Genomic DNA, 19,507 nt, shown 5'->3' with positions numbered 1-19,507 from the left:
GAGTCATTTCAAAGATTAAACCACGAAGTTCAAGAGGTTAATCAATCAGTACTTGTAAATTAGGTGTAAATCACGGATATTGTGGTCTTACCAGTTACAAAAATTTAACATTGGACGTTATGAACAGACAGCTTGCTAAAATTTACCAACCGAAATACGTTAGATTTGCCTTAAACTTATGGCCACCGTTTTGGGGGGCAGGCATTAAGATCTTGTCAATCAGCGAAGATTTTCGCCAGGTTAAGGTGCGTTTAAAGCTTAGGTGGTGGAACAAAAATGCCAACCGAACTCAGTTTGGCGGCAGCATGTTTTCAATGACAGATCCTATTTATGCATTGATGTTAATGGGGATCTTACGCGAACAGTATTTTGTGTGGGATAAACAGGCGAGCATCAACTTTATTGCACCGGGTGACACCGACTTATTCGCTGAGTTTGAAATCTCTCAAGGGCAGTTGGATGACATCTATCAACAAACGGAAGGTGGCGATAAGTGCTTTCCAGAGTTTATTACTCATGTGAAGAATGCACGCGGTGATGTTGTTGCAGAGCTTGAGCGTACTCTCTACGTACGTAAGAAGCCTAAGTACCGTGAAGTGCCAAGCGATAAGGCCGCATAAACGAAAAAGCCCTCAGTGAGTCACTGAGGGCTTTGAATTTACAACTAAATGAAATTTAGTCTTCTAGCTCTGCTAGGCACATCTCTTCATGGATTTGTTTTACCCAAGTATTTACGCGCTCTTCAGTAAGTTCAGGCTGGCGATCTTCATCGATACAAAGACCAACAAATTGAGAGTCGTCGCCTTCAACAAGCGCTTTAGACGCTTCAAACTCGTAGCCATCTGTTGAGGTGTAACCTAGGATAGTGCCGCCTTTTGCTTCAACGATGTCACGGATAGTGCCCATTGCATCACAGAAATACTCAGCGTAGTCTTCTTGGTCGCCACAACCGAAGATAGCAACTAGCTTAGTTGAGAAGTCGATCGCCTCAAGTTCAGGGAAGAAATCATCCCAATCACACTGTGCTTCACCGTAGTACCAAGTTGGGATACCTAGAAGTAGCAGGTCAAAGTTATCAACATCTTCTTTGCTGCTTTTTGCGATGTCTTGTACGTGAACTAGCTTTTTGCTTAGTTGCTTTTGAATCATCTTTGCAACGGCTTCAGTATTGCCTGTGTCGCTACCAAAGAAGAGTCCTACACTTGCCATAGAATAGATACCTATAAATAGAACAGGTTAAGTAGACCAAACCACCTAACCATAGAGTTGAACCAAATTGCTTAATCGGGCGTGATCAGTTTAAGCCACTGCCTTCCCAACTGAGTTGGATTAAGCCTTTTGCGATAAATCCTGCACAACCTAGAAACAGAACCAACCATACTATACGACGCCCAAATGGCGGCACATTCCCCTGCTTGAGCACGTCTTTGATTGCCATACCAATTAGGAAGAAAATCGAGGCAAAGAGTAAGTCTAAACCGATAGACTCGAGCAGTTGCATGTAGTCGTAAAGCATGACGTTCCTTGTTGTCAATTTTTGCTTGCGCGCACTATACCATTGTTAGCCAGTCCGAGCCAATTGCCAAAATAACACAATGGTAACTAGAACTTGTTATTGAACAAAACGACGGATCACACGCAGCACTTCTTGAGGCTTTTCTGCATGTAACCAATGGCCGGTGTTGGCGATAACATGAGCTTTGACTTGGGTAAATTGTTCAACGACGGCCTTTTGATGGGCGTCGGTCAGATAGTCAGAGTTTGCCCCTTTGATAAACAGGGTAGGGCAGGTCACTGGCTCAATTGGTTCCCAGCCTAGAATATTCCAATAGTTGGCTTTGAGACTCTCAACGTTAAAGCGCCACGCAAGATGGTTGTCATCTTTATATAGCGATTTGCCTAAGAACTGGCGTACACCGTCCATTTCGATGTGTTGAGCCATTAGCTTCATCGCATCGCTACGAGAGGTTGGTTTGCCTGCGATGACGGCCTCTAGCCCTGCAATAACGTTGTCATGGCGAGCCTGGGTGTAAGCCACTGGGGCCATGTCGAGTACCACTAGCTTGTGCACGTTATCGCCCATCAACGAGGCAAGTTTCATAGCTACCTTGCCACCCATAGAATGGCCGACCAGAGTAATGTTCTCTAGGCGTAAGTGCTGGATAAGTGCGAGCACATCGTTAGCCATCAATTCATAGTCATGTTGCTCAGATTGGAATGAAAGGCCGTGATTACGAAGGTCGACACTCAACACTTGATGATCTTGGCTAAGATCGCGAGCAAGGATCCCAAGGTTATCTAAGCTACCAAAGAGTCCGTGGAGCATGACTAGGGGTGTGCCCTCGCCTTGAAGCTTGTAATTAAGAAATGCTGACATTTTAAACGTTTATTAAGCAAAATTTTTCATTAGCGTAACATGAAAACGCCAGTTTCGATCTTTTGCAACGATCTATTGGACATAAGAGGTAAAACAAGGCAATTTAAGCGAAGAAAAATGAGTGACCCAATGGTCATCCGTTTTAAAGTTAGTATAATTCCATAAAGTTTAAAAACAGAGATTGTGAAAAAGCGAATGAAGACAATTGAGGTTGATGAGGATCTATACCGTTACATTGCCGGTCAAACCCAACATATTGGTGAGAGTGCGTCAGACATTTTAAGACGTTTACTTAACGTCAATGGTGACAACGCTGCACCGGTAGCCGCTGCAGTAGCTCCGGTGGTAGAAAAACCAGCTCAACAAGGCATTGTAGTAAGTAAGGATGCTGACAGCTCACAACCTGTCGATAGCGTAAAAGTGATGCGTTCACTACTTATCTCTGATGAAATGGCTGCCAAAGATAAAGCCATCGATCGTTTCCTACTGGTCCTTAGCACTCTGTACAGTGTCAATAAGACAAGCTTTGCAGAAGCCACTCAAGTTAAAGGCCGCACACGCGTTTACTTTGCAGAAGACCAAGAAACTCTGCTTGCGAGTGGGAAAACGACTAAGCCTCGTCAAATTCCAACCACACCATTTTGGGTAATCACGAACAATAACACCAACCGCAAACGTCAAATGGTGGACCAGTTGATGGAGCGGATGGGTTTCCAAAGTGAATTAATCGAAAAGGTGTGTAATTCGATTTAAACTTCACTCAATTCAAGCCTCATAATGACATTTTTGACAGTTATTATGAGGTTTTGTTTTTTGTGACCCATAAAAAATAAGGACATAAAATGGCGATTCATCCTAGAGCAGGGCAAAAAGCTCAGCAAGATGACCTACACAACATCCCAGCGTTAGTGGCTAACTACTTCCTTCTTCAGCCTCAAGCGGCAAACCCTGAACACAAAGTCCAGTTTGGTACTTCAGGTCACCGCGGTACGGCAGACAAAGTTTCTTTCAATGAACACCATATCTTAGCGATCGCACAAGCGGTAGCTGAAGTTCGAGCAGAAAAGGGTACGACAGGCCCGCTATTCGTGGGTAAAGACACTCACGCACTTTCTGAACCTGCATTTACCAGTGTTATTGAAGTTTTGATTGCCAATGGCGTAGAAGTGATTGTTCAAGAGAACAACGGTTTTACACCAACGCCAGGTATCTCTCATGCGATTTTGACTCATAACCTTGTCAATGATGCGAAAGCGGATGGCATTGTGATCACACCTTCGCATAACCCACCACAAGATGGCGGTATCAAGTACAACCCGACTCACGGTGGCCCAGCGGAAGGTGAGTTGACCCAAGCGATTGAAGATCGTGCCAATCAACTGATTGCTGAGGGCTTACAAGGGGTGAAGCGCATGCCTCTTGCGGATGCGAAAGCCTCTCCACTGCTTAAGCAAGTTGACCTAGTCAAGCCTTACATTGATGACCTTGTGAACGTTATCGACATCGAAGCGATCCAAAAAGCGGGTCTTAAGCTTGGTGTTGATCCACTCGGTGGCTCAGGTATTGATTACTGGCGTCAAATCCGTGATGCTTACGGCCTTGACCTTACCCTAGTGAGTGAAGCGGTTGACCCATCATTCCAATTCATGTCATTGGATAAAGATGGTGTGGTTCGCATGGACTGTTCTTCACCATACGCAATGGCAGGTTTGCTGGCGCTTAAAGACGACTATGATCTAGCGTTTGGTAATGACCCTGATTATGACCGCCACGGCATTGTGACACCAAAAGGTTTGATGAACCCAAACCATTTCCTAGCCGTTTGTATTGATTACTTATACCGCCACCGTGAAGGTTGGGGCCTCGACGTTGCCGTGGGTAAAACCTTGGTATCGAGTGCGCTGATCGACCGCGTTGTGGCTGATCTTGGTCGTGAGCTTTGCGAAGTGCCTGTTGGCTTCAAATGGTTTGTTGATGGCCTATACAATGGTCAGTTTGGTTTTGGCGGTGAAGAGAGTGCGGGAGCCTCTTTCCTTCGTAAAGATGGAACGCCTTGGTCAACGGACAAAGATGGCATCATCCTTTGTCTTCTTGCGGCAGAAATCACTGCGGTAACAGGTAAGAACCCACAAGAGTACTATGAAGCGCTAGCGGCAAAACACGGCGAATCTAAGTACAACCGTATCCAAGCGGTTGCAAATACTGAGCAGAAAAATGTGCTTAAGAAGCTATCTCCAGAAATGGTTTCGGCTGAGACACTAGCAGGTGACGCTATCACAGCTCGCTTGACTCACGCTCCAGGTAACGGCGCAGCCATCGGTGGTCTGAAAGTGACAACGGCAAACGGCTGGTTCGCAGCGCGTCCATCAGGGACTGAAGACATCTACAAAATCTACTGTGAAAGCTTTAAAGGTGAAGAGCACCTAAAAGCAATCGAAGAAGAAGCACAGCAGATTGTAAATCAAGTATTTGCGGAAGCTGGCTTGTAATTGTGCGATGTTAGAAAAGAAAAAGCGGCGTAATGCCGCTTTTTTTGATCTTTACGACAAGTGATTCGGCCAAGTGTCTGGCACTACAAACCAAAACTCACCATTTTCCGTCTGACAGTGGGTCACTCTTTGCTGTAGCTGGTACCTTTTGCCAAGCGGAATCGCCCCCATCGGCCACTCTACCTTTTCCATTGTATATAGAGTTTTCTCAACTTGTTCCAGTTGGTGATGAAAACACCAATACCCATCGATAGTCGCAGGATTGAGTCTGTGCTGAAGGCAGTGAGTAGGAACACTCTGACCTAGAAATGGATTGATATAGAGGCGACCTTGCATCAACAAATGACGACTAGCCACATCGAATTGAGCGTACTGCTGCTTAAATATCTCAGAGCCTGACATCATTAACTGGTGATTAATCATTTTGTCGAGCTTCAAATCGAGGCGGTCATTTGCGTTTGGTCCAAACCAGAGATCATCATGCAAAAGATAGAACTTAATTGCGACTTCCCAGTGTTCTATTTTCGCTTTATCTTGATTGCGTAAGATAAAGTCTATCGCCCCAAGGGTGCAGTTTCCCGAGAAAATCTGAAACTCATCGGCTAACAGTTGATAGCTAGGGTGACTCACAAATAGCTGGCGGCACATCTCCTGATAGATGAAACCAAAGCGCTGGTAGAGCGTTTCGTTGGTCTGTGAAAGCATAGTCATCGGTGAAAATGGTGCTTGGGGCTCAATAATAACGCCGTTGTCGGCCTGCGCTGCGTCAAAAAGACACGGCCGTTCAATAATCCAATCACTAAGTCGTTTTAAGGTTTCCACGTTAGCCTCTGAGTTTATATACTAGCTTCATCGATACGCCCCTAATGATGGACGACAGAATGAACAACTTACAGCTGGAAGCGCTGCTTAATCAAGAACTAAAACCCAACCTAATTAAAGACTACTGCCCAAATGGCCTTCAAGTCGAAGGTCGAAGTGAAGTAAAGAAAATCATCACTGGGGTAACGGCGTCTCAAGCGCTCATTGATACGGCGATTGAACACAAAGCAGATGCAATTTTGGTTCACCATGGCTACTTTTGGAAAGGTGAGTCAGAGCCAATCAAAGGCATGAAAGGGCGTCGTATTCGAGCGTTAATCCAAAATGACATTAACCTCTATGCCTACCACTTACCACTCGATATTCACCCGAAGATGGGCAATAACGCTCAGCTTGCTAAGCGTTTAGGTATCACAGTTGAAGGTGGGTTAGAAGGTCACGAACAGTCTGTTGCCCTGTTTGGTCGCTTAGAAAACCCATTAACTGCCGAAGAGCTTTGCTTGCGTATTGATGAACAATATCAGCGCACGCCGCTACATATTGCCAGTGAGTCAAATCAGAAGATCGAGACACTAGGTTGGTGTACAGGGGGCGGGCAAGACTTTATCGAGCTGGCGGCATCCCACGGGCTTGATGCGTTTATTTCCGGGGAGATCTCTGAGCGAACCACTTACACGGCACGTGAACAAGATATTCATTACTTCTCGGCAGGGCATCACGCAACTGAACGTGATGGGGTGAGAGTGTTAGGTGAGTGGCTCAAATTAGAGCATGGGTTCGATGTGGAATTTATCGACATTAACAACCCAGTTTAATCTGAACGAGCAATAAAAAAACGGCGCTGGATGCGCCGTTTTTTGTATCTAGTGCTTGAGATTATTCACGCACATGAAGTGGTTTAAAGTCACGCATAGCTGCACCAGTGTATAGCTGGCGTGGACGGCCGATACGGTTGAACGGATCACTGTGCATCTCGTTCCAGTGAGCGATCCAGCCAACAGTACGAGACATCGCAAAGATAACTGTAAACATTGATACTGGAATACCAATCGCTTTCAGGATGATACCTGAGTAGAAGTCTACGTTCGGGTAAAGTTTCTTCTCAACGAAGTATTCATCCGAGAGTGCGATGCGCTCAAGCTCCATTGCAACGTCAAGCAGTGGATCTTTGATGTTTAACTCAGTTAGAACTTCGTGGCAAGCTTCACGCATTACCGTTGCACGTGGGTCGTAGTTCTTATAAACGCGGTGACCAAAGCCCATTAGACGGAAAGGATCATCTTTGTCTTTCGCTTTCGCAACATACTCTTCGATGTTATCTACTGAACCGATCTCTTCTAGCATGCGCAGACAGGCTTCGTTAGCACCACCGTGTGCAGGGCCCCATAGAGACGCTATACCAGCTGCGATACATGCGAACGGGTTCGCACCTGAAGAACCAGCAAGGCGCACGGTAGAGGTAGATGCGTTCTGTTCGTGGTCTGCGTGAAGGGTAAAGATCTTATCCATCGCACGCGCTACTACAGGGTTAACTGTGTACTCTTCACATGGGTTAGCAAACATCATGTGCAAGAAGTTTTCAGCGTAGCTTAGATCGTTGCGTGGGTAGATAAATGGCTGGCCGATAGAGTATTTGTAACACATCGCCGCCAGAGTTGGCATTTTCGACAGTAGACGATACGCCGCGATATCACGGTGCGTTTCGTTGTTGATATCTAGTGAATCGTGGTAGAAGGCTGCAAGTGCGCCAACCACACCACACATGATCGCCATAGGGTGTGCGTCACGACGGAAGCCGTGGAAGAAACTAGCGATCTGCTCGTGAACCATAGTGTGTTTGGTCACGATTTCCTTGAATTTTTGGTACTCTTCGCGATTTGGGGCTTCGCCATTCAAAAGAATGTAACATACTTCCAGGTAATCAGCGTTGTTGGCTAGTTGGTCAATCGGGAAACCACGATGTAGCAACACGCCTTTAGCGCCGTCAATGTAAGTGATTTGGGATTCACAAGATGCAGTGGCAAGAAAACCAGGGTCAAAAGTGAAGTAACCATTTCCACCTAGTTTACGAACATCGATTACGTCAGGACCAACGGTACCTTGCATAATCGGCAGCTCGATCGGCGCTAGACCTTCAACATGAAGGGTCGCTTTCTTATCTGCCATAACACTCTCCTTTGTTTATTATTTATCCATCCAGGATATTTTTGTGTGTCATTTTTGTACTGGCTTACATAGCTAAAGTCAATTTTTCTGGCCTTTTGTGTGCACTTGTTTGAATTTTTAGTGCCTAAAAAGTTAAAAATCTGTTCTATGTAGCATAATTTGTTACCTTTATTGTATTAATATGTTACCGCCCGTATAGTGGCGCAGAAAATCCCGCTCAAACCCATTTAAATTCAAGGCTTGAACAAAAGAGGAGTATCAAACTTAACAATAGGGCTTTAACAAATCATTTACATTTGTAGCCCGAATATTGCCCAGGTTTGGTTAAATTAATGTTAAGTTTTGATGGGTTGGAAGTAGGATTGGTTTATAACAATAAATGCTCAAAGGAGCTGAGTGAGCAAGCCCGTGAAAGAAAGAAAGTCAAGACCAGTAAATTTAGATTTACAGACCATTCGCTTTCCTATCACTGCTATAGCGTCGATCCTGCACCGAGTTGCAGGTGTGATTACTTTTGTAGCAATAGGAATCCTGTTATGGCTATTGTCATTATCCCTATCTTCCCCAATAGGTTTTAAACAAGCAGCAGACATTGTCGACGGCTTCTTTGTAACCTTCATTCTGTGGGGGATTTTGACTGCGCTAGCCTACCATATCGTCGGTGGCCTTCGTCACTTAGCAATGGATATGGGGTATTTTGAAGAACTTGAGTCTGGTGCGCAAAGTGCGAAAGTATCATTTGCTATCACCGCAGTTCTATCACTGTTGGCGGGGGTATTGGTATGGTAAAGCATGTTTCTTCATTTGGACGCAACGGCGTTCATGATTTTATCCTTATTCGCGCATCAGCGATCATCCTAACTCTCTACACCGTATATATCGTTGGCTTCTGTGCGTTCAACGACATTAGCTACCTATCTTGGACAGGCTTTTTCCAAAATACCTTTACTAAAGTGTTCACCATGGTGGCTTTGGTATCGATTTTGATTCACGCCTGGATTGGCCTATGGCAGGTACTGACCGACTACATTAAACCGACCATGCTGCGTGGTGCACTGCAATTGGCAGTGGTTGTCGTTCTTATCGGCTATTTCTTCTCTGGTCTATTTGTGTTGTGGGGTGCTTAAGTGACTATTCCTGTTCGTGAATTCGATGCCGTCGTAATCGGCGCTGGTGGCGCTGGTATGCGCGCTGCTCTTCAAATCTCAGAGCAAGGCTTAAGCTGTGCTCTGCTATCTAAAGTATTTCCAACTCGTTCGCACACGGTATCTGCTCAAGGCGGTATTACAGTGGCGCTCGGTAACTCGCATAAAGATAACTGGCAATGGCACATGTACGATACCGTAAAAGGGTCGGACTACATTGGCGATCAAAATGCAATCGAATACATGTGTAAAACTGGCCCTGAGTCGGTAATTGAACTTGAGAAAATGGGTCTTCCTTTCTCGCGCTTTGAAGATGGTTCAATCTACCAGCGTCCATTTGGTGGTCAGTCTAAAGAGTTTGGTGGCGAGCAGGCAGCTCGTACTGCGGCAGCGGCTGACCGTACGGGTCACGCACTGCTTCATACGCTTTACCAGCAGAACATCAAACACAAAACCATGATCTTCTCTGAGTGGTATGCACTGGACTTGGTGAAGAACCAAGACGGCGCAATCATGGGTTGTACTGCACTTTGCATGGAAACGGGTGAGATTTGTTACTTCAAATCTAAAGCAACCGTACTTGCAACTGGCGGTGCTGGCCGTATCTACGCATCGACGACCAATGCGCACATTAACACCGGTGACGGTGTTGGTATGGCTCTACGTGCTGGTGTACCAATGCAAGACATGGAAATGTGGCAGTTCCACCCAACAGGTATCGCAGGCGCAGGTGTGCTTGTGACTGAAGGTTGTCGTGGTGAAGGTGGTTACCTACTCAACAAGGATGGCGAACGCTTTATGGAGCGTTATGCACCAAACGCTAAAGACCTTGCAGGTCGTGACGTTGTTGCTCGCTCAATGATGATTGAAATCCGTGAAGGTCGTGGATGTGATGGACCTTGGGGCCCGCACATTAAGCTGAAACTTGACCACCTTGGTAAAGACGTACTTGAATCACGTCTACCAGGCATCTGTGAGCTTTCTCGCACCTTTGCCCACGTTGACCCAGTGAAAGAGCCAATCCCAGTTATCCCGACCTGTCACTACATGATGGGTGGTGTTCCAACTCAGGTTTCTGGTCAAGCACTGACGCAAACTGCCTCAGGCGAGGATGTTGAAGTTCAAGGCCTATTCGCTTGTGGTGAAATCGCATCAGTATCGGTACACGGTGCTAACCGCTTAGGCGGCAACTCGCTGCTTGACTTAGTGGTGTTTGGTCGTGCGACAGGTCTACATCTTGGTGAGACACTGGCGGCGCAAGCAGAAGCTCGCCCAGCAACTGAGTCAGACATCGAAGCGTCTCTAGCGCGTACAATGCGTTGGGAAAATAGTACTGGTGGTGAAGACCCAGTTCAGATCCGTAAAGACCTACAAACTTGTATGCAAAACAGCTTCTCGGTATTCCGTGAAGGTGAAGCAATGGCAACAGGGCTTGAAGAGCTTAAGGTTATTCGCGAGCGTCTGAAAGATGCGCACTTGGCGGATAAGTCTAGCGAGTTCAACACACAACGTGTTGAGTGTCTAGAGCTAGACAACCTGATGGAAACAGCATTTGCGACCGCAGTGGCTGCAAACTACCGTACTGAAAGCCGCGGTGCACACGCTCGCTTTGACTTCCCAGAGCGTGATGATGCGAACTGGCTATGCCACTCGATTTACAACCCGGAAACGGAAGCGATGACTAAGCGTGACGTCAACATGACACCTGTGCATCGTGAAGCGTTCCCACCGAAAATTCGTACTTACTAAGGGAGGAATAGACAATGAACTTGAAATTCTCTCTGTATCGCTACAACCCAGATGTAGACAAAAAGCCTTACATGAAGGACTACACGCTGGAAGTAGAAGAAGGCTCGGACATGATGGTATTGGATGCCTTGATCTTGCTGAAAGAGCAAGATCCTAGCATCTCTTTCCGTCGCTCATGTCGTGAGGGCGTATGTGGCTCTGATGGTCTAAACATGAACGGTAAAAATGGCCTCGCCTGTATTACCTCTTTGTCTGACCTAATGACCCAAGACACCATTGTTATTCGGCCACTGCCAGGCCTTCCTGTTGTGCGTGATCTTATCGTAGACATGACTCAGTTCTACGATAACTACGCCAAAGTGAAGCCTTACCTGATCAGTGACGGTGACTTGCCTCCAGCGCGTGAGAACCTACAGATGCCAGAAGACCGTGCTCATTTGGACGGTTTGTACGAATGTATCATGTGTGCGTGTTGTACCACTTCATGCCCATCTTTCTGGTGGAACCCGGACAAATTTATTGGTCCTGCAGGCCTACTAGCAGCTTACCGATGGCTAATTGATAGCCGTGATAGTGCAACAGATGAACGTTTATCTGATCTTGACGATGCATTTAGCGTTTTTCGTTGCCATGGCATCATGAATTGTGTAAGTGTTTGTCCTAAAGGACTAAATCCGACCAAAGCGATTGGACACATCAAGTCGATGTTGATTAATCGCTCGGTATAAGTGCTCTAAGAATTGCTGGCCCACCCCGGCCAGCATAAACAATGCCCAGCGGATGACTGGGCGGTAATGATAAAAATAACTGGTTAAGGGAAAATATGCACAACGGCGTGATGAAGGCATGGCTCGAGTCTTCACACTTGGCTGGTGCCAATGCAACTTACGTAGAAGACCTCTACGAACTGTATCTTAGTGACCCCGATCAGGTAAGTGAGGAGTGGAAACGAGTATTTGATGGACTGCCGCGCTACGCAGAAGACGTAGTGGATCAGCCACACTCTCGTGTCCGTGATTACTTCCGTCGATTAGCGAAAGAGACAAAGCATTACAATGTCCAAGTTAGTGATCCTGATGTCGATGCGAAACAGGTAAAAGTATTACAGCTTATCAATGCGTACCGATTCCGAGGCCACCAGGCAGCGAATCTAGACCCGCTTGGTTTGTGGAAACGCAAACCCGTGGAAGAGCTGGACCCAGCATTCCACACCCTCACCGAAGATGACCTTGAAGAGACCTTCAACGTAGGTTCTTTTGCTATTGGTCAAGAGACCATGGTGCTAAAAGATCTTCACCAAGCCCTCAAGAAGACTTACTGTGGTTCGATTGGTGCAGAATATATGCACATGACCAACACAGAACAAAAACGTTGGATCCAGCAACGTATTGAATCTGTTGTCGGTCAACCAAGCTTCGGTGACGACGAAAAACTGAATTTCCTTGATGAGCTAACCGCAGCAGAAGGCCTTGAGCGCTATCTTGGTGCTAAGTTCCCTGGAGCGAAACGCTTCTCTCTTGAAGGTGGCGATGCACTCATTCCATTAACCAAAGAGCTAATTCGCCATGCTGGTAAGAGCGGTATGCGTGAAGTTGTGATTGGTATGGCTCACCGTGGCCGTCTCAACATGCTGGTTAACGTTCTAGGTAAGCGTCCACAAGATTTGTTTGACGAGTTTGCTGGTAAGCATGACGAAACATGGGGTACGGGTGATGTTAAGTACCACCAAGGTTTCTCGGCAGACTTTGCAACACCAGGTGGTGATGTTCACCTAGTGCTTGCGTTTAACCCATCGCATCTAGAAATCGTAAACCCAGTAGTCATAGGCTCAGTGCGTGCTCGTCAAGATCGTCTTGAAGACAGCGACGGCAGCATGGTACTTCCAATCACTATTCACGGCGACTCTGCAATCGCAGGTCAAGGTGTGGTGCAAGAGACGTTTAACATGTCTCAAGCACGTGGTTTCCATGTCGGTGGTACGGTTCGCATCGTAGTGAATAACCAAGTAGGCTTCACCACGTCAAACCCTCGTGATACTCGCTCGACCATGTACTGTACTGATATCGCTAAGATGGTACAGGCACCGATCTTCCACGTTAATGCCGATGATCCAGAAGCGGTTGCATTCGTCACTCGTATTGCTCTTGATTACCGCAACACTTTCAAACGTGACGTAGTGATTGATCTGGTTTGTTACCGACGCCATGGTCACAATGAAGCCGATGAGCCAAATGCAACTCAGCCGTTGATGTACCAAAAGATCAAGAAGCACCCAACCCCACGTAAGCTATATGCTGACGTGCTTATCGATCGTGGTGAGCTCGATATTGAGGTCGCAACTCAATACATCAATGAATATCGTGATGCGCTTGATCACGGTGAAGTGGTGGTTAAAGAGTGGCGCCCAATGGCGATGCATTCTGTTGACTGGTCTCCATATCTTGGCCATGACTGGGATTGTGATTGGGATAGTCAATACGACAAAGAACGTTTGGTTCAATTGGGCTCACGTTTATGTCAATTCCCAGAAAGCCATAAGCTGCAAAGCCGTGTAGCCAAGCTATACAACGATCGAACTGCCATGATGAATGGTGAAAAAGCGTTGGATTGGGGCATGGCGGAAACACTGGCTTATGCGACATTGCTAGACGATAGCAAGCGCATTCGTATCTCAGGTCAGGATTCTGGACGTGGTACTTTCTTCCACCGTCACTCCGTACTGCATAACCAAGAGGATGCGAGCACTTACGTTCCTCTGGCGAACATTCATGACAAACAAGGGCCGTTTGAAGTATACGACTCAGTATTGTCAGAAGAGGCAGTGCTAGCGTTTGAATACGGTTATGCCACAGCAGAGCCAAGCGGTTTGACCATCTGGGAAGCTCAGTTTGGTGATTTCGCCAACGGAGCGCAGGTGGTGATCGACCAGTTCATCTCGTCTGGTGAGCAAAAATGGGCACGTATGTGTGGTATTACCATGCTGCTACCTCACGGCTATGAAGGCCAAGGCCCAGAGCACTCATCAGCACGTCTAGAGCGTTACCTACAGCTTTGTGCAGAACAAAACATGCAGGTTGTTGTTCCTTCAACACCAGCTCAGGTTTACCACATGTTACGTCGTCAGGTTGTGCGTCCTATGCGTCGACCTCTGATTGTCATGTCGCCTAAATCATTGCTACGCCACCCACTGTGTACCTCTTCGTTAGAAGAGTTAGCAGAAGGCACCTTCCAACCAGCAATTCCAGAAGTTGATGCTCTGGACCCTGCAAAAGTGAAGCGCGTCGTGTTCTGTTCAGGCAAAGTCTACTTTGACTTGCTAGAGCAGCGCCGCAGCAATGAAATCGAAGACATAGCAATCGTACGTATCGAACAGCTTTACCCGTTCCCGTTGGAAGACGTTAAAGCAGCAATCGCACCTTATGTAAATGCGAAACAATTTGCATGGTGTCAGGAAGAGCCTCAAAACCAAGGTGCTTGGTATTCAAGCCAGCACAACTTCCGAGCTGCCATTCCACAGGGTGCGAGTTTGGTTTACACAGGTCGCGCCGCATCGGCTTCACCTGCTGTAGGTTACATGTCGGTACACTTGAAACAACAAAAAGCGCTGGTCAATGACGCGCTGACACTAGATTAAGAACTAGAACTTAAAGGACGAGATAAACATGACAATTGAAATTCTGGTTCCAGATTTACCTGAATCCGTTGCTGATGCGACAGTAGCGACATGGCACAAGCAGCCAGGCGAAGCAGTAGCACGCGATGAAGTCCTCGTTGATATCGAAACAGACAAGGTAGTGCTGGAAGTTCCTGCACCGGAAGACGGTGTGTTAGAAGCGATCATCGAAGAAGAAGGTGCGACCGTACTTGGTAAGCAGCTTATCGCTAAACTAAAACCAGGTGCCGTTGCTGGTGAGCCAACCGTCGATACGACAGGTAGCACGGAAGCGTCTCCTGATAAGCGCCATACCGCATCGCTAGAGGAAGAGAGCAACGATGCTCTTAGCCCTGCGGTTCGCCGTTTGCTGGCCGAGCACAGCTTGAAAGCAAGCGACGTTAAGGGCACTGGTGTTGGCGGTCGTATCACTCGTGAAGACATTGAAGCGCACCTAGCGGCAGCGAAAGCTGCGCCTGCAGCAACAGAAGCACCACAAGTTGAGGCGCCAGCCGCAGCTCGTAGCCAAAAACGTGTGCCTATGACCCGTCTGCGTAAGCGTGTTGCTGAGCGTTTGCTTGAAGCGAAGAACAGCACAGCAATGCTGACGACGTTTAATGAAGTGAACATGAAACCAATCATGGATCTTCGTAAGCAGTACAAAGACCTGTTCGAAGAGAAGCACGGTATTCGTCTAGGCTTCATGTCTTTCTACGTGAAAGCTGTGACTGAAGCGCTAAAACGCTACCCAGAAGTGAATGCTTCGATTGACGGCGATGACATCGTTTACCACAACTACTTTGATATCAGCATGGCAGTGTCTACGCCACGTGGCCTAGTAACGCCAGTGCTTAAAGACTCAGATAGCTTGAGCCTTGCTGAAATCGAAAAAGGCATTAAAGAGCTCGCACTTAAAGGCCGTGACGGCAAACTCACGGTTGAAGAGTTGACTGGTGGTAACTTCACCATCACCAACGGCGGCGTGTTTGGCTCACTAATGTCGACCCCTATCATCAACCCACCACAAGCAGCAATCTTGGGAATGCATAAGATCCAAGAGCGCCCAATGGCGGTGGATGGCAAAGTTGAGATCTTGCCAATGATGTACCTCGCACTGTCTTATGACCACCGTTTGATTGATGGTCGTGAGTCAGTTGGTTTCTTGGTGACTATCAAGGAACTGTTAGAAGACCCAGCACGTCTGCTATTAGACGTGTAATGGAACCACGGGCTAGCACGTATGTGTTGGCCCGTTATTTCAAGTAAAGCTCAACACCCCTACAAACCGTGGTGGATTAATAACTGTTCACAATGTTCTTTTGCGACCTATTGAATTGTTATATAAAGTGATTCACCCGATGGAAATAATAAATCCCTTTAGGGATAAACAAATGGAATAGCACAATGAATTTGCATGAATATCAAGCCAAGCAGCTGTTCGCTGAATTCGGTTTGCCAGTACCAGAAGGTTACGCTTGTGACACCCCTCAAGAAGCTTTTGAAGCCGCAGGGCGCATTTCTACCGCTAAAAAAGTGGTGAAGTGTCAGGTACACGCTGGTGGCCGTGGTAAAGCGGGCGGTGTAGAACTACACGACACTAAAGACGGTGTTAAAGAGTTTGCTCAAAAGTGGCTTGGCAAAAACTTAGTTACGTATCAAACAGATGCAAATGGTCAGCCGGTAACTAAGATCCTTGTTGAAGAAGCATCTAACATTGCCAATGAATTATACCTAGGTGCGGTTGTTGACCGTGCCACTCGCAAAATCGTTTTCATGGCGTCTACCGAAGGTGGCGTAGAAATCGAAAAAGTTGCAGAAGAGACACCAGAGCTTATCCACAAAGCGGCTATCGATCCGCTAGTGGGTCCACAAGCATACCAAGGTCGAGAGCTTGCATTTAAGCTGGGCCTTGAAGGCGATCAAATCAAACAGTTCGTTAAGATCTTCCTAGGTCTTGGCACTATGTTCTCTCAATACGACCTAGCGCTTCTAGAAATTAACCCACTGGTTATTACTGGCGAAGGCAACCTGCTATGTCTGGATGGCAAGATCAACATTGACTCTAACGCAATGTACCGTCAGCCAAAACTGCGTGAAATGCACGATCCTTCACAGGAAGACGAGCGCGAAGCACACGCAGCACAGTGGGAGCTAAACTACGTTGCACTTGATGGCAACGTTGGCTGTATGGTCAATGGTGCGGGCTTAGCAATGGGTACGATGGACATCGTTAACCTGCACGGTGGCAAGCCAGCTAACTTCCTAGATGTTGGTGGCGGCGCAACCAAAGAGCGTGTAGCTGAAGCATTTAAGATCATCCTTTCTGATTCTAATGTGAAAGCCGTTCTAGTAAACATCTTCGGTGGTATCGTACGCTGTGACATGATCGCAGAAGGTATCATCGGTGCGGTGAAAGAAGTGGGTGTTGAAGTCCCAGTCGTTGTGCGCCTTGAAGGTACTAACGCAGACCTAGGTCGCGAAGTACTGGCTAATTCTGACGTTGATATCATTGCAGCTGAGTCGCTAACAGATGCTGCTCTTAAAGTTGTTGCTGCTGCGGAGGGCAAATAATGTCTGTTCTAATTAACAAAGAAACCAAAGTTATTTGTCAGGGCTTTACCGGTGGTCAAGGTACTTTCCACTCAGAGCAAGCGATCGCATATGGCACACAAATGGTTGGCGGTGTATCGCCAGGTAAAGGCGGTCAAACTCACCTAGGTTTGCCGGTTTTTAACACCGTTCGTGAAGCCGTAGAAGCTACTGGCGCAACGGCGACGGTTATTTACGTACCAGCACCATTCTGTAAAGACGCTATCTTAGAAGCGATCGACGCAGGTATCGAGCTTATCGTAACTATCACTGAAGGTATCCCGACAACGGATATGATCGACGTGAAAGTGAAGCTAGAAGAGACTGGCGCTCGTATGATTGGTCCTAACTGTCCAGGTGTTATCACTCCTGATGAGTGTAAGATCGGCATCATGCCTGGTCACATCCACAAGAAAGGTAAAGTGGGCATCGTTTCACGTTCTGGTACGCTGACTTATGAAGCAGTTAAGCAAACCACAGACGAAGGTTTTGGCCAATCAACTTGTGTTGGTATCGGTGGTGACCCAATTCCGGGTTCAAACTTCATTGATATTTTGAAATTGTTCCAAGAAGACCCTGAGACAGAAGCGATCGTAATGATCGGTGAGATCGGTGGTACTGCGGAAGAAGAAGCGGCTGCGTTCATTAAAGAGAACGTCACTAAGCCAGTAGTTTCTTACATTGCTGGTGTTACTGCGCCTCCAGGCAAACGTATGGGTCACGCTGGTGCAATTATCTCTGGTGGTAAAGGCACAGCAGAAGACAAGTTTGCAGCGCTTGAAGCGGCAGGCGTTAAGACAGTGAAATCTCTAGCAGAGATTGGTAAAGGTCTTCGCGAAGTGACTGGCTGGTAAGCTATTAACACTGAGTAAACAAAAACCGATGCAAATGCATCGGTTTTTTTATATCCGACTTAAGCCTTTGCGGGTTTGAACTGAGCAAGCAAGAAAACGGTGGCAGCGCTTAGCACCACAGAAGGTCCAGCCGGTGTATCGAAGTTCCACGAGAAGTAGAGCCCAGACCATACCGACAGCACGCCGATGATTGCCGCAAGCACAGCCATTTGCTCAGGAGAGCGGGCAAAACGTCTTGCCGCAGCGGACGGGATAAGCATCAGTGATGTAATTAGAAGCGCACCAACAAACTTCATACCTACCGCAATGACAACGCCTACCAGTAACATTAAAACCAGTCGCATTAAATCAGTATTGATGCCTTCAATACTCGCGAGCTCTTCGTTAACACTGCTTGAAAGTAGCGGACGCCAAAAGAAAATGAGCGCTGCCAGTACAAACAGGCATCCAGCAGAAATAAAGATCAAATCATCTGGAGATACAGCAAGCAAGTCGCCAAATAGATACGCCATCAAGTCGATACGAACATCGTCAAAAAAACTGATAGACACCAAGCCAAGTGACAAAGCACTGTGGGCCAAAATACCTAATAGGGTATCGGTCGCCACAATTTTTTGTTTTTGCATGGTGACCAACATGACCGCCAAGGCCATACAACAGATCACCAAAGCTAGGTACAAATTGATGTTCAGTAACAAGCCCAAAGAGATACCAAGCAGTGAAGCGTGTGCGAGCGTATCTCCAAAATAAGCCATTTTTCGCCAAACCACGAATGAACCGAGAGGCCCTGTCAACAAGGCAATGATGGTGCCTGCAATGATAGAAGGTAGTAGAAAATCAAACATTACTGCTGGTGTCCGTGGTGCTGATGATTACATTGACCGGCATCACCCTCTACAGGTTGGCCAGCAAGATCGTGGTGGTGATGACGATGCTGATGTTGGTAAACGCCAAAAACATCTCTAGCACGATGTCCAAACAACTCGAGATAAGACGGGTGTTCAGCGACCGATTGAGGAGAGCCCGAACAACAAATATGGTGCTGAAGGCATACGACTAAATCCGTCTTGGCCATCACCAAATGTAAGTCGTGGGAAACCATCAAAACCGCACAATCAAAGCGGTGACGTAAGTGATCGATTAGCTCGTAAAGATCAATTTGGCCTTGCACATCTACCCCTTGCGCTGGTTCATCCAATACCAGCAAATCTGGGCGGCGAAGTAGCGCACGGGCAATGAGAATTCGCTGAGTTTCCCCGCCAGAAAGTCGATGCATGTTGTGCTCAGATAAATGGCTTGCACCCACTAAACGCAACGCTTCTTCGCGCTCTTGCTGGCTAAATTTGCCCGCAAGTTTTAAAAAGCGCGTAACCGTTAGAGGCAAAGTATCGTTCAAGCGCAGCTTTTGAGGTACATAGCCAATTTTCAACTTAGGTTCTTTGGTCAGTTGACCACTGGTATGTTTGACGAGACCTAATATCGTTTTAACTAGTGTCGACTTACCAGCACCATTTGGGCCGATGAGTGTCGTGATTTGTCCTCGATAAACCTCGAGGTTGATATCGGAAAGCACCGAATTGCCGTCAAATGAAACACCGACGGATTTTAATGAAACTAAGGGGAACATGTGAACCTGAGTTGCAAATTGAATATGTTATAAAGTA

Annotated in this window: 19 protein-coding genes; 12 read left to right on the top strand and 7 right to left on the bottom strand. The window is 46.9% G+C overall.

Features of this window, described 5'->3' with window-relative positions; genetic code table 11:
* Positions 1–119 precede the first annotated feature (119 nt).
* The gene (locus J4N39_RS10635) at positions 120–620 is read left to right on the top strand and encodes a DUF4442 domain-containing protein (protein ID WP_252019020.1); all 501 of its coding nucleotides are present in this window, start codon (positions 120–122) and stop codon (positions 618–620) included.
* Positions 621–675: 55 nt separating this feature from the next.
* Here J4N39_RS10635 and fldA read toward each other — a convergent pair whose 3' ends face one another.
* The 3 genes from fldA to J4N39_RS10620 form a co-directional block, all read right to left on the bottom strand.
* Positions 676–1,209, bottom strand: coding sequence for a flavodoxin FldA (gene fldA / locus J4N39_RS10630; protein WP_252019018.1), 534 nt, complete (start codon positions 1,207–1,209; stop codon positions 676–678).
* An 85-nt stretch (positions 1,210–1,294) separates the two neighbouring features.
* Positions 1,295–1,516, bottom strand: a complete 222-nt coding sequence (locus J4N39_RS10625) for a DUF2788 domain-containing protein (protein ID WP_252019015.1) — start codon at positions 1,514–1,516, stop codon at positions 1,295–1,297.
* 96 nt (positions 1,517–1,612) lie between these two features.
* Entirely contained in the window at positions 1,613–2,377 is a 765-nt protein-coding gene (locus tag J4N39_RS10620; RefSeq protein ID WP_252019013.1) for an alpha/beta fold hydrolase, read from the bottom strand.
* 195 nt (positions 2,378–2,572) lie between these two features.
* Here J4N39_RS10620 and seqA point away from each other — a divergent pair, with 195 nt between their 5' ends.
* Positions 2,573–3,130, top strand: a complete 558-nt coding sequence (gene seqA, locus J4N39_RS10615) for a replication initiation negative regulator SeqA (RefSeq protein ID WP_252019011.1) — start codon at positions 2,573–2,575, stop codon at positions 3,128–3,130.
* 89 nt (positions 3,131–3,219) lie between these two features.
* Complete coding sequence (pgm, locus tag J4N39_RS10610) at positions 3,220–4,866, top strand: phosphoglucomutase (alpha-D-glucose-1,6-bisphosphate-dependent) (protein WP_252019009.1); 1,647 nt, start codon at positions 3,220–3,222, stop codon at positions 4,864–4,866.
* Between the two features lie 51 nt (positions 4,867–4,917).
* Here pgm and J4N39_RS10605 read toward each other — a convergent pair whose 3' ends face one another.
* Positions 4,918–5,688, bottom strand: a complete 771-nt coding sequence (locus tag J4N39_RS10605) for a DUF1853 family protein (protein ID WP_252019007.1) — start codon at positions 5,686–5,688, stop codon at positions 4,918–4,920.
* Positions 5,689–5,747: 59 nt separating this feature from the next.
* On the opposite strand from J4N39_RS10605, the gene J4N39_RS10600 reads away from it, so the two are divergent.
* Positions 5,748–6,503: a Nif3-like dinuclear metal center hexameric protein gene (locus tag J4N39_RS10600; protein ID WP_252019005.1), complete on the top strand. Its 756-nt coding sequence runs from the start codon at positions 5,748–5,750 to the stop codon at positions 6,501–6,503.
* 61 nt (positions 6,504–6,564) lie between these two features.
* Here the strand turns inward: J4N39_RS10600 and J4N39_RS10595 are convergent, their stop codons facing one another.
* Positions 6,565–7,854: a citrate synthase gene (locus J4N39_RS10595; protein ID WP_252019002.1), complete on the bottom strand. Its 1,290-nt coding sequence runs from the start codon at positions 7,852–7,854 to the stop codon at positions 6,565–6,567.
* A gap of 396 nt (positions 7,855–8,250) precedes the next feature.
* Here J4N39_RS10595 and sdhC point away from each other — a divergent pair, with 396 nt between their 5' ends.
* From sdhC to sucD, 8 genes are all read left to right on the top strand, one after another.
* A complete protein-coding gene (gene sdhC / locus J4N39_RS10590) occupies positions 8,251–8,643 on the top strand; it encodes a succinate dehydrogenase cytochrome b556 subunit (protein WP_252019000.1) in 393 nt (130 codons plus the stop codon).
* The gene (sdhD, locus tag J4N39_RS10585; protein ID WP_252018998.1) at positions 8,637–8,981 is read left to right on the top strand and encodes a succinate dehydrogenase, hydrophobic membrane anchor protein; all 345 of its coding nucleotides are present in this window, start codon (positions 8,637–8,639) and stop codon (positions 8,979–8,981) included. Before sdhC ends, sdhD begins: the two co-directional genes overlap by 7 nt.
* On the top strand, positions 8,982–10,748 hold the full coding sequence (gene sdhA, locus J4N39_RS10580; RefSeq protein ID WP_252018996.1) for a succinate dehydrogenase flavoprotein subunit: 1,767 nt from the start codon (positions 8,982–8,984) through the stop codon (positions 10,746–10,748).
* A 14-nt stretch (positions 10,749–10,762) separates the two neighbouring features.
* Entirely contained in the window at positions 10,763–11,476 is a 714-nt protein-coding gene (locus tag J4N39_RS10575) for a succinate dehydrogenase iron-sulfur subunit (RefSeq protein ID WP_252018994.1), read from the top strand.
* Positions 11,477–11,571: 95 nt separating this feature from the next.
* Positions 11,572–14,382: a 2-oxoglutarate dehydrogenase E1 component gene (gene sucA / locus J4N39_RS10570; protein ID WP_252018992.1), complete on the top strand. Its 2,811-nt coding sequence runs from the start codon at positions 11,572–11,574 to the stop codon at positions 14,380–14,382.
* Positions 14,383–14,410: 28 nt separating this feature from the next.
* Positions 14,411–15,619, top strand: coding sequence for a 2-oxoglutarate dehydrogenase complex dihydrolipoyllysine-residue succinyltransferase (odhB, locus tag J4N39_RS10565; protein ID WP_252018981.1), 1,209 nt, complete (start codon positions 14,411–14,413; stop codon positions 15,617–15,619).
* A gap of 185 nt (positions 15,620–15,804) precedes the next feature.
* A complete protein-coding gene (gene sucC, locus J4N39_RS10560; protein ID WP_252018979.1) occupies positions 15,805–16,971 on the top strand; it encodes an ADP-forming succinate--CoA ligase subunit beta in 1,167 nt (388 codons plus the stop codon).
* Positions 16,971–17,843 (top strand): succinate--CoA ligase subunit alpha, encoded by an 873-nt coding sequence (gene sucD, locus J4N39_RS10555; RefSeq protein WP_252018976.1) that lies wholly within the window; start codon positions 16,971–16,973, stop codon positions 17,841–17,843. The genes sucC and sucD overlap by 1 nt, the downstream gene beginning before the upstream one ends.
* Positions 17,844–17,902: 59 nt before the next feature.
* Here sucD and znuB read toward each other — a convergent pair whose 3' ends face one another.
* Positions 17,903–18,688, bottom strand: coding sequence for a zinc ABC transporter permease subunit ZnuB (gene znuB, locus J4N39_RS10550; protein ID WP_252018974.1), 786 nt, complete (start codon positions 18,686–18,688; stop codon positions 17,903–17,905).
* On the bottom strand, positions 18,688–19,470 hold the full coding sequence (znuC, locus tag J4N39_RS10545; protein WP_252018972.1) for a zinc ABC transporter ATP-binding protein ZnuC: 783 nt from the start codon (positions 19,468–19,470) through the stop codon (positions 18,688–18,690). Before znuC ends, znuB begins: the two co-directional genes overlap by 1 nt.
* Positions 19,471–19,507: the final 37 nt, after the last annotated feature.

It is taken from the genome of Vibrio sp. SCSIO 43136 (assembly GCF_023716565.1).
GTDB lineage: Bacteria > Pseudomonadota > Gammaproteobacteria > Enterobacterales > Vibrionaceae > Vibrio.
This window is presented reverse-complemented; position numbering and strand designations above follow the sequence as displayed.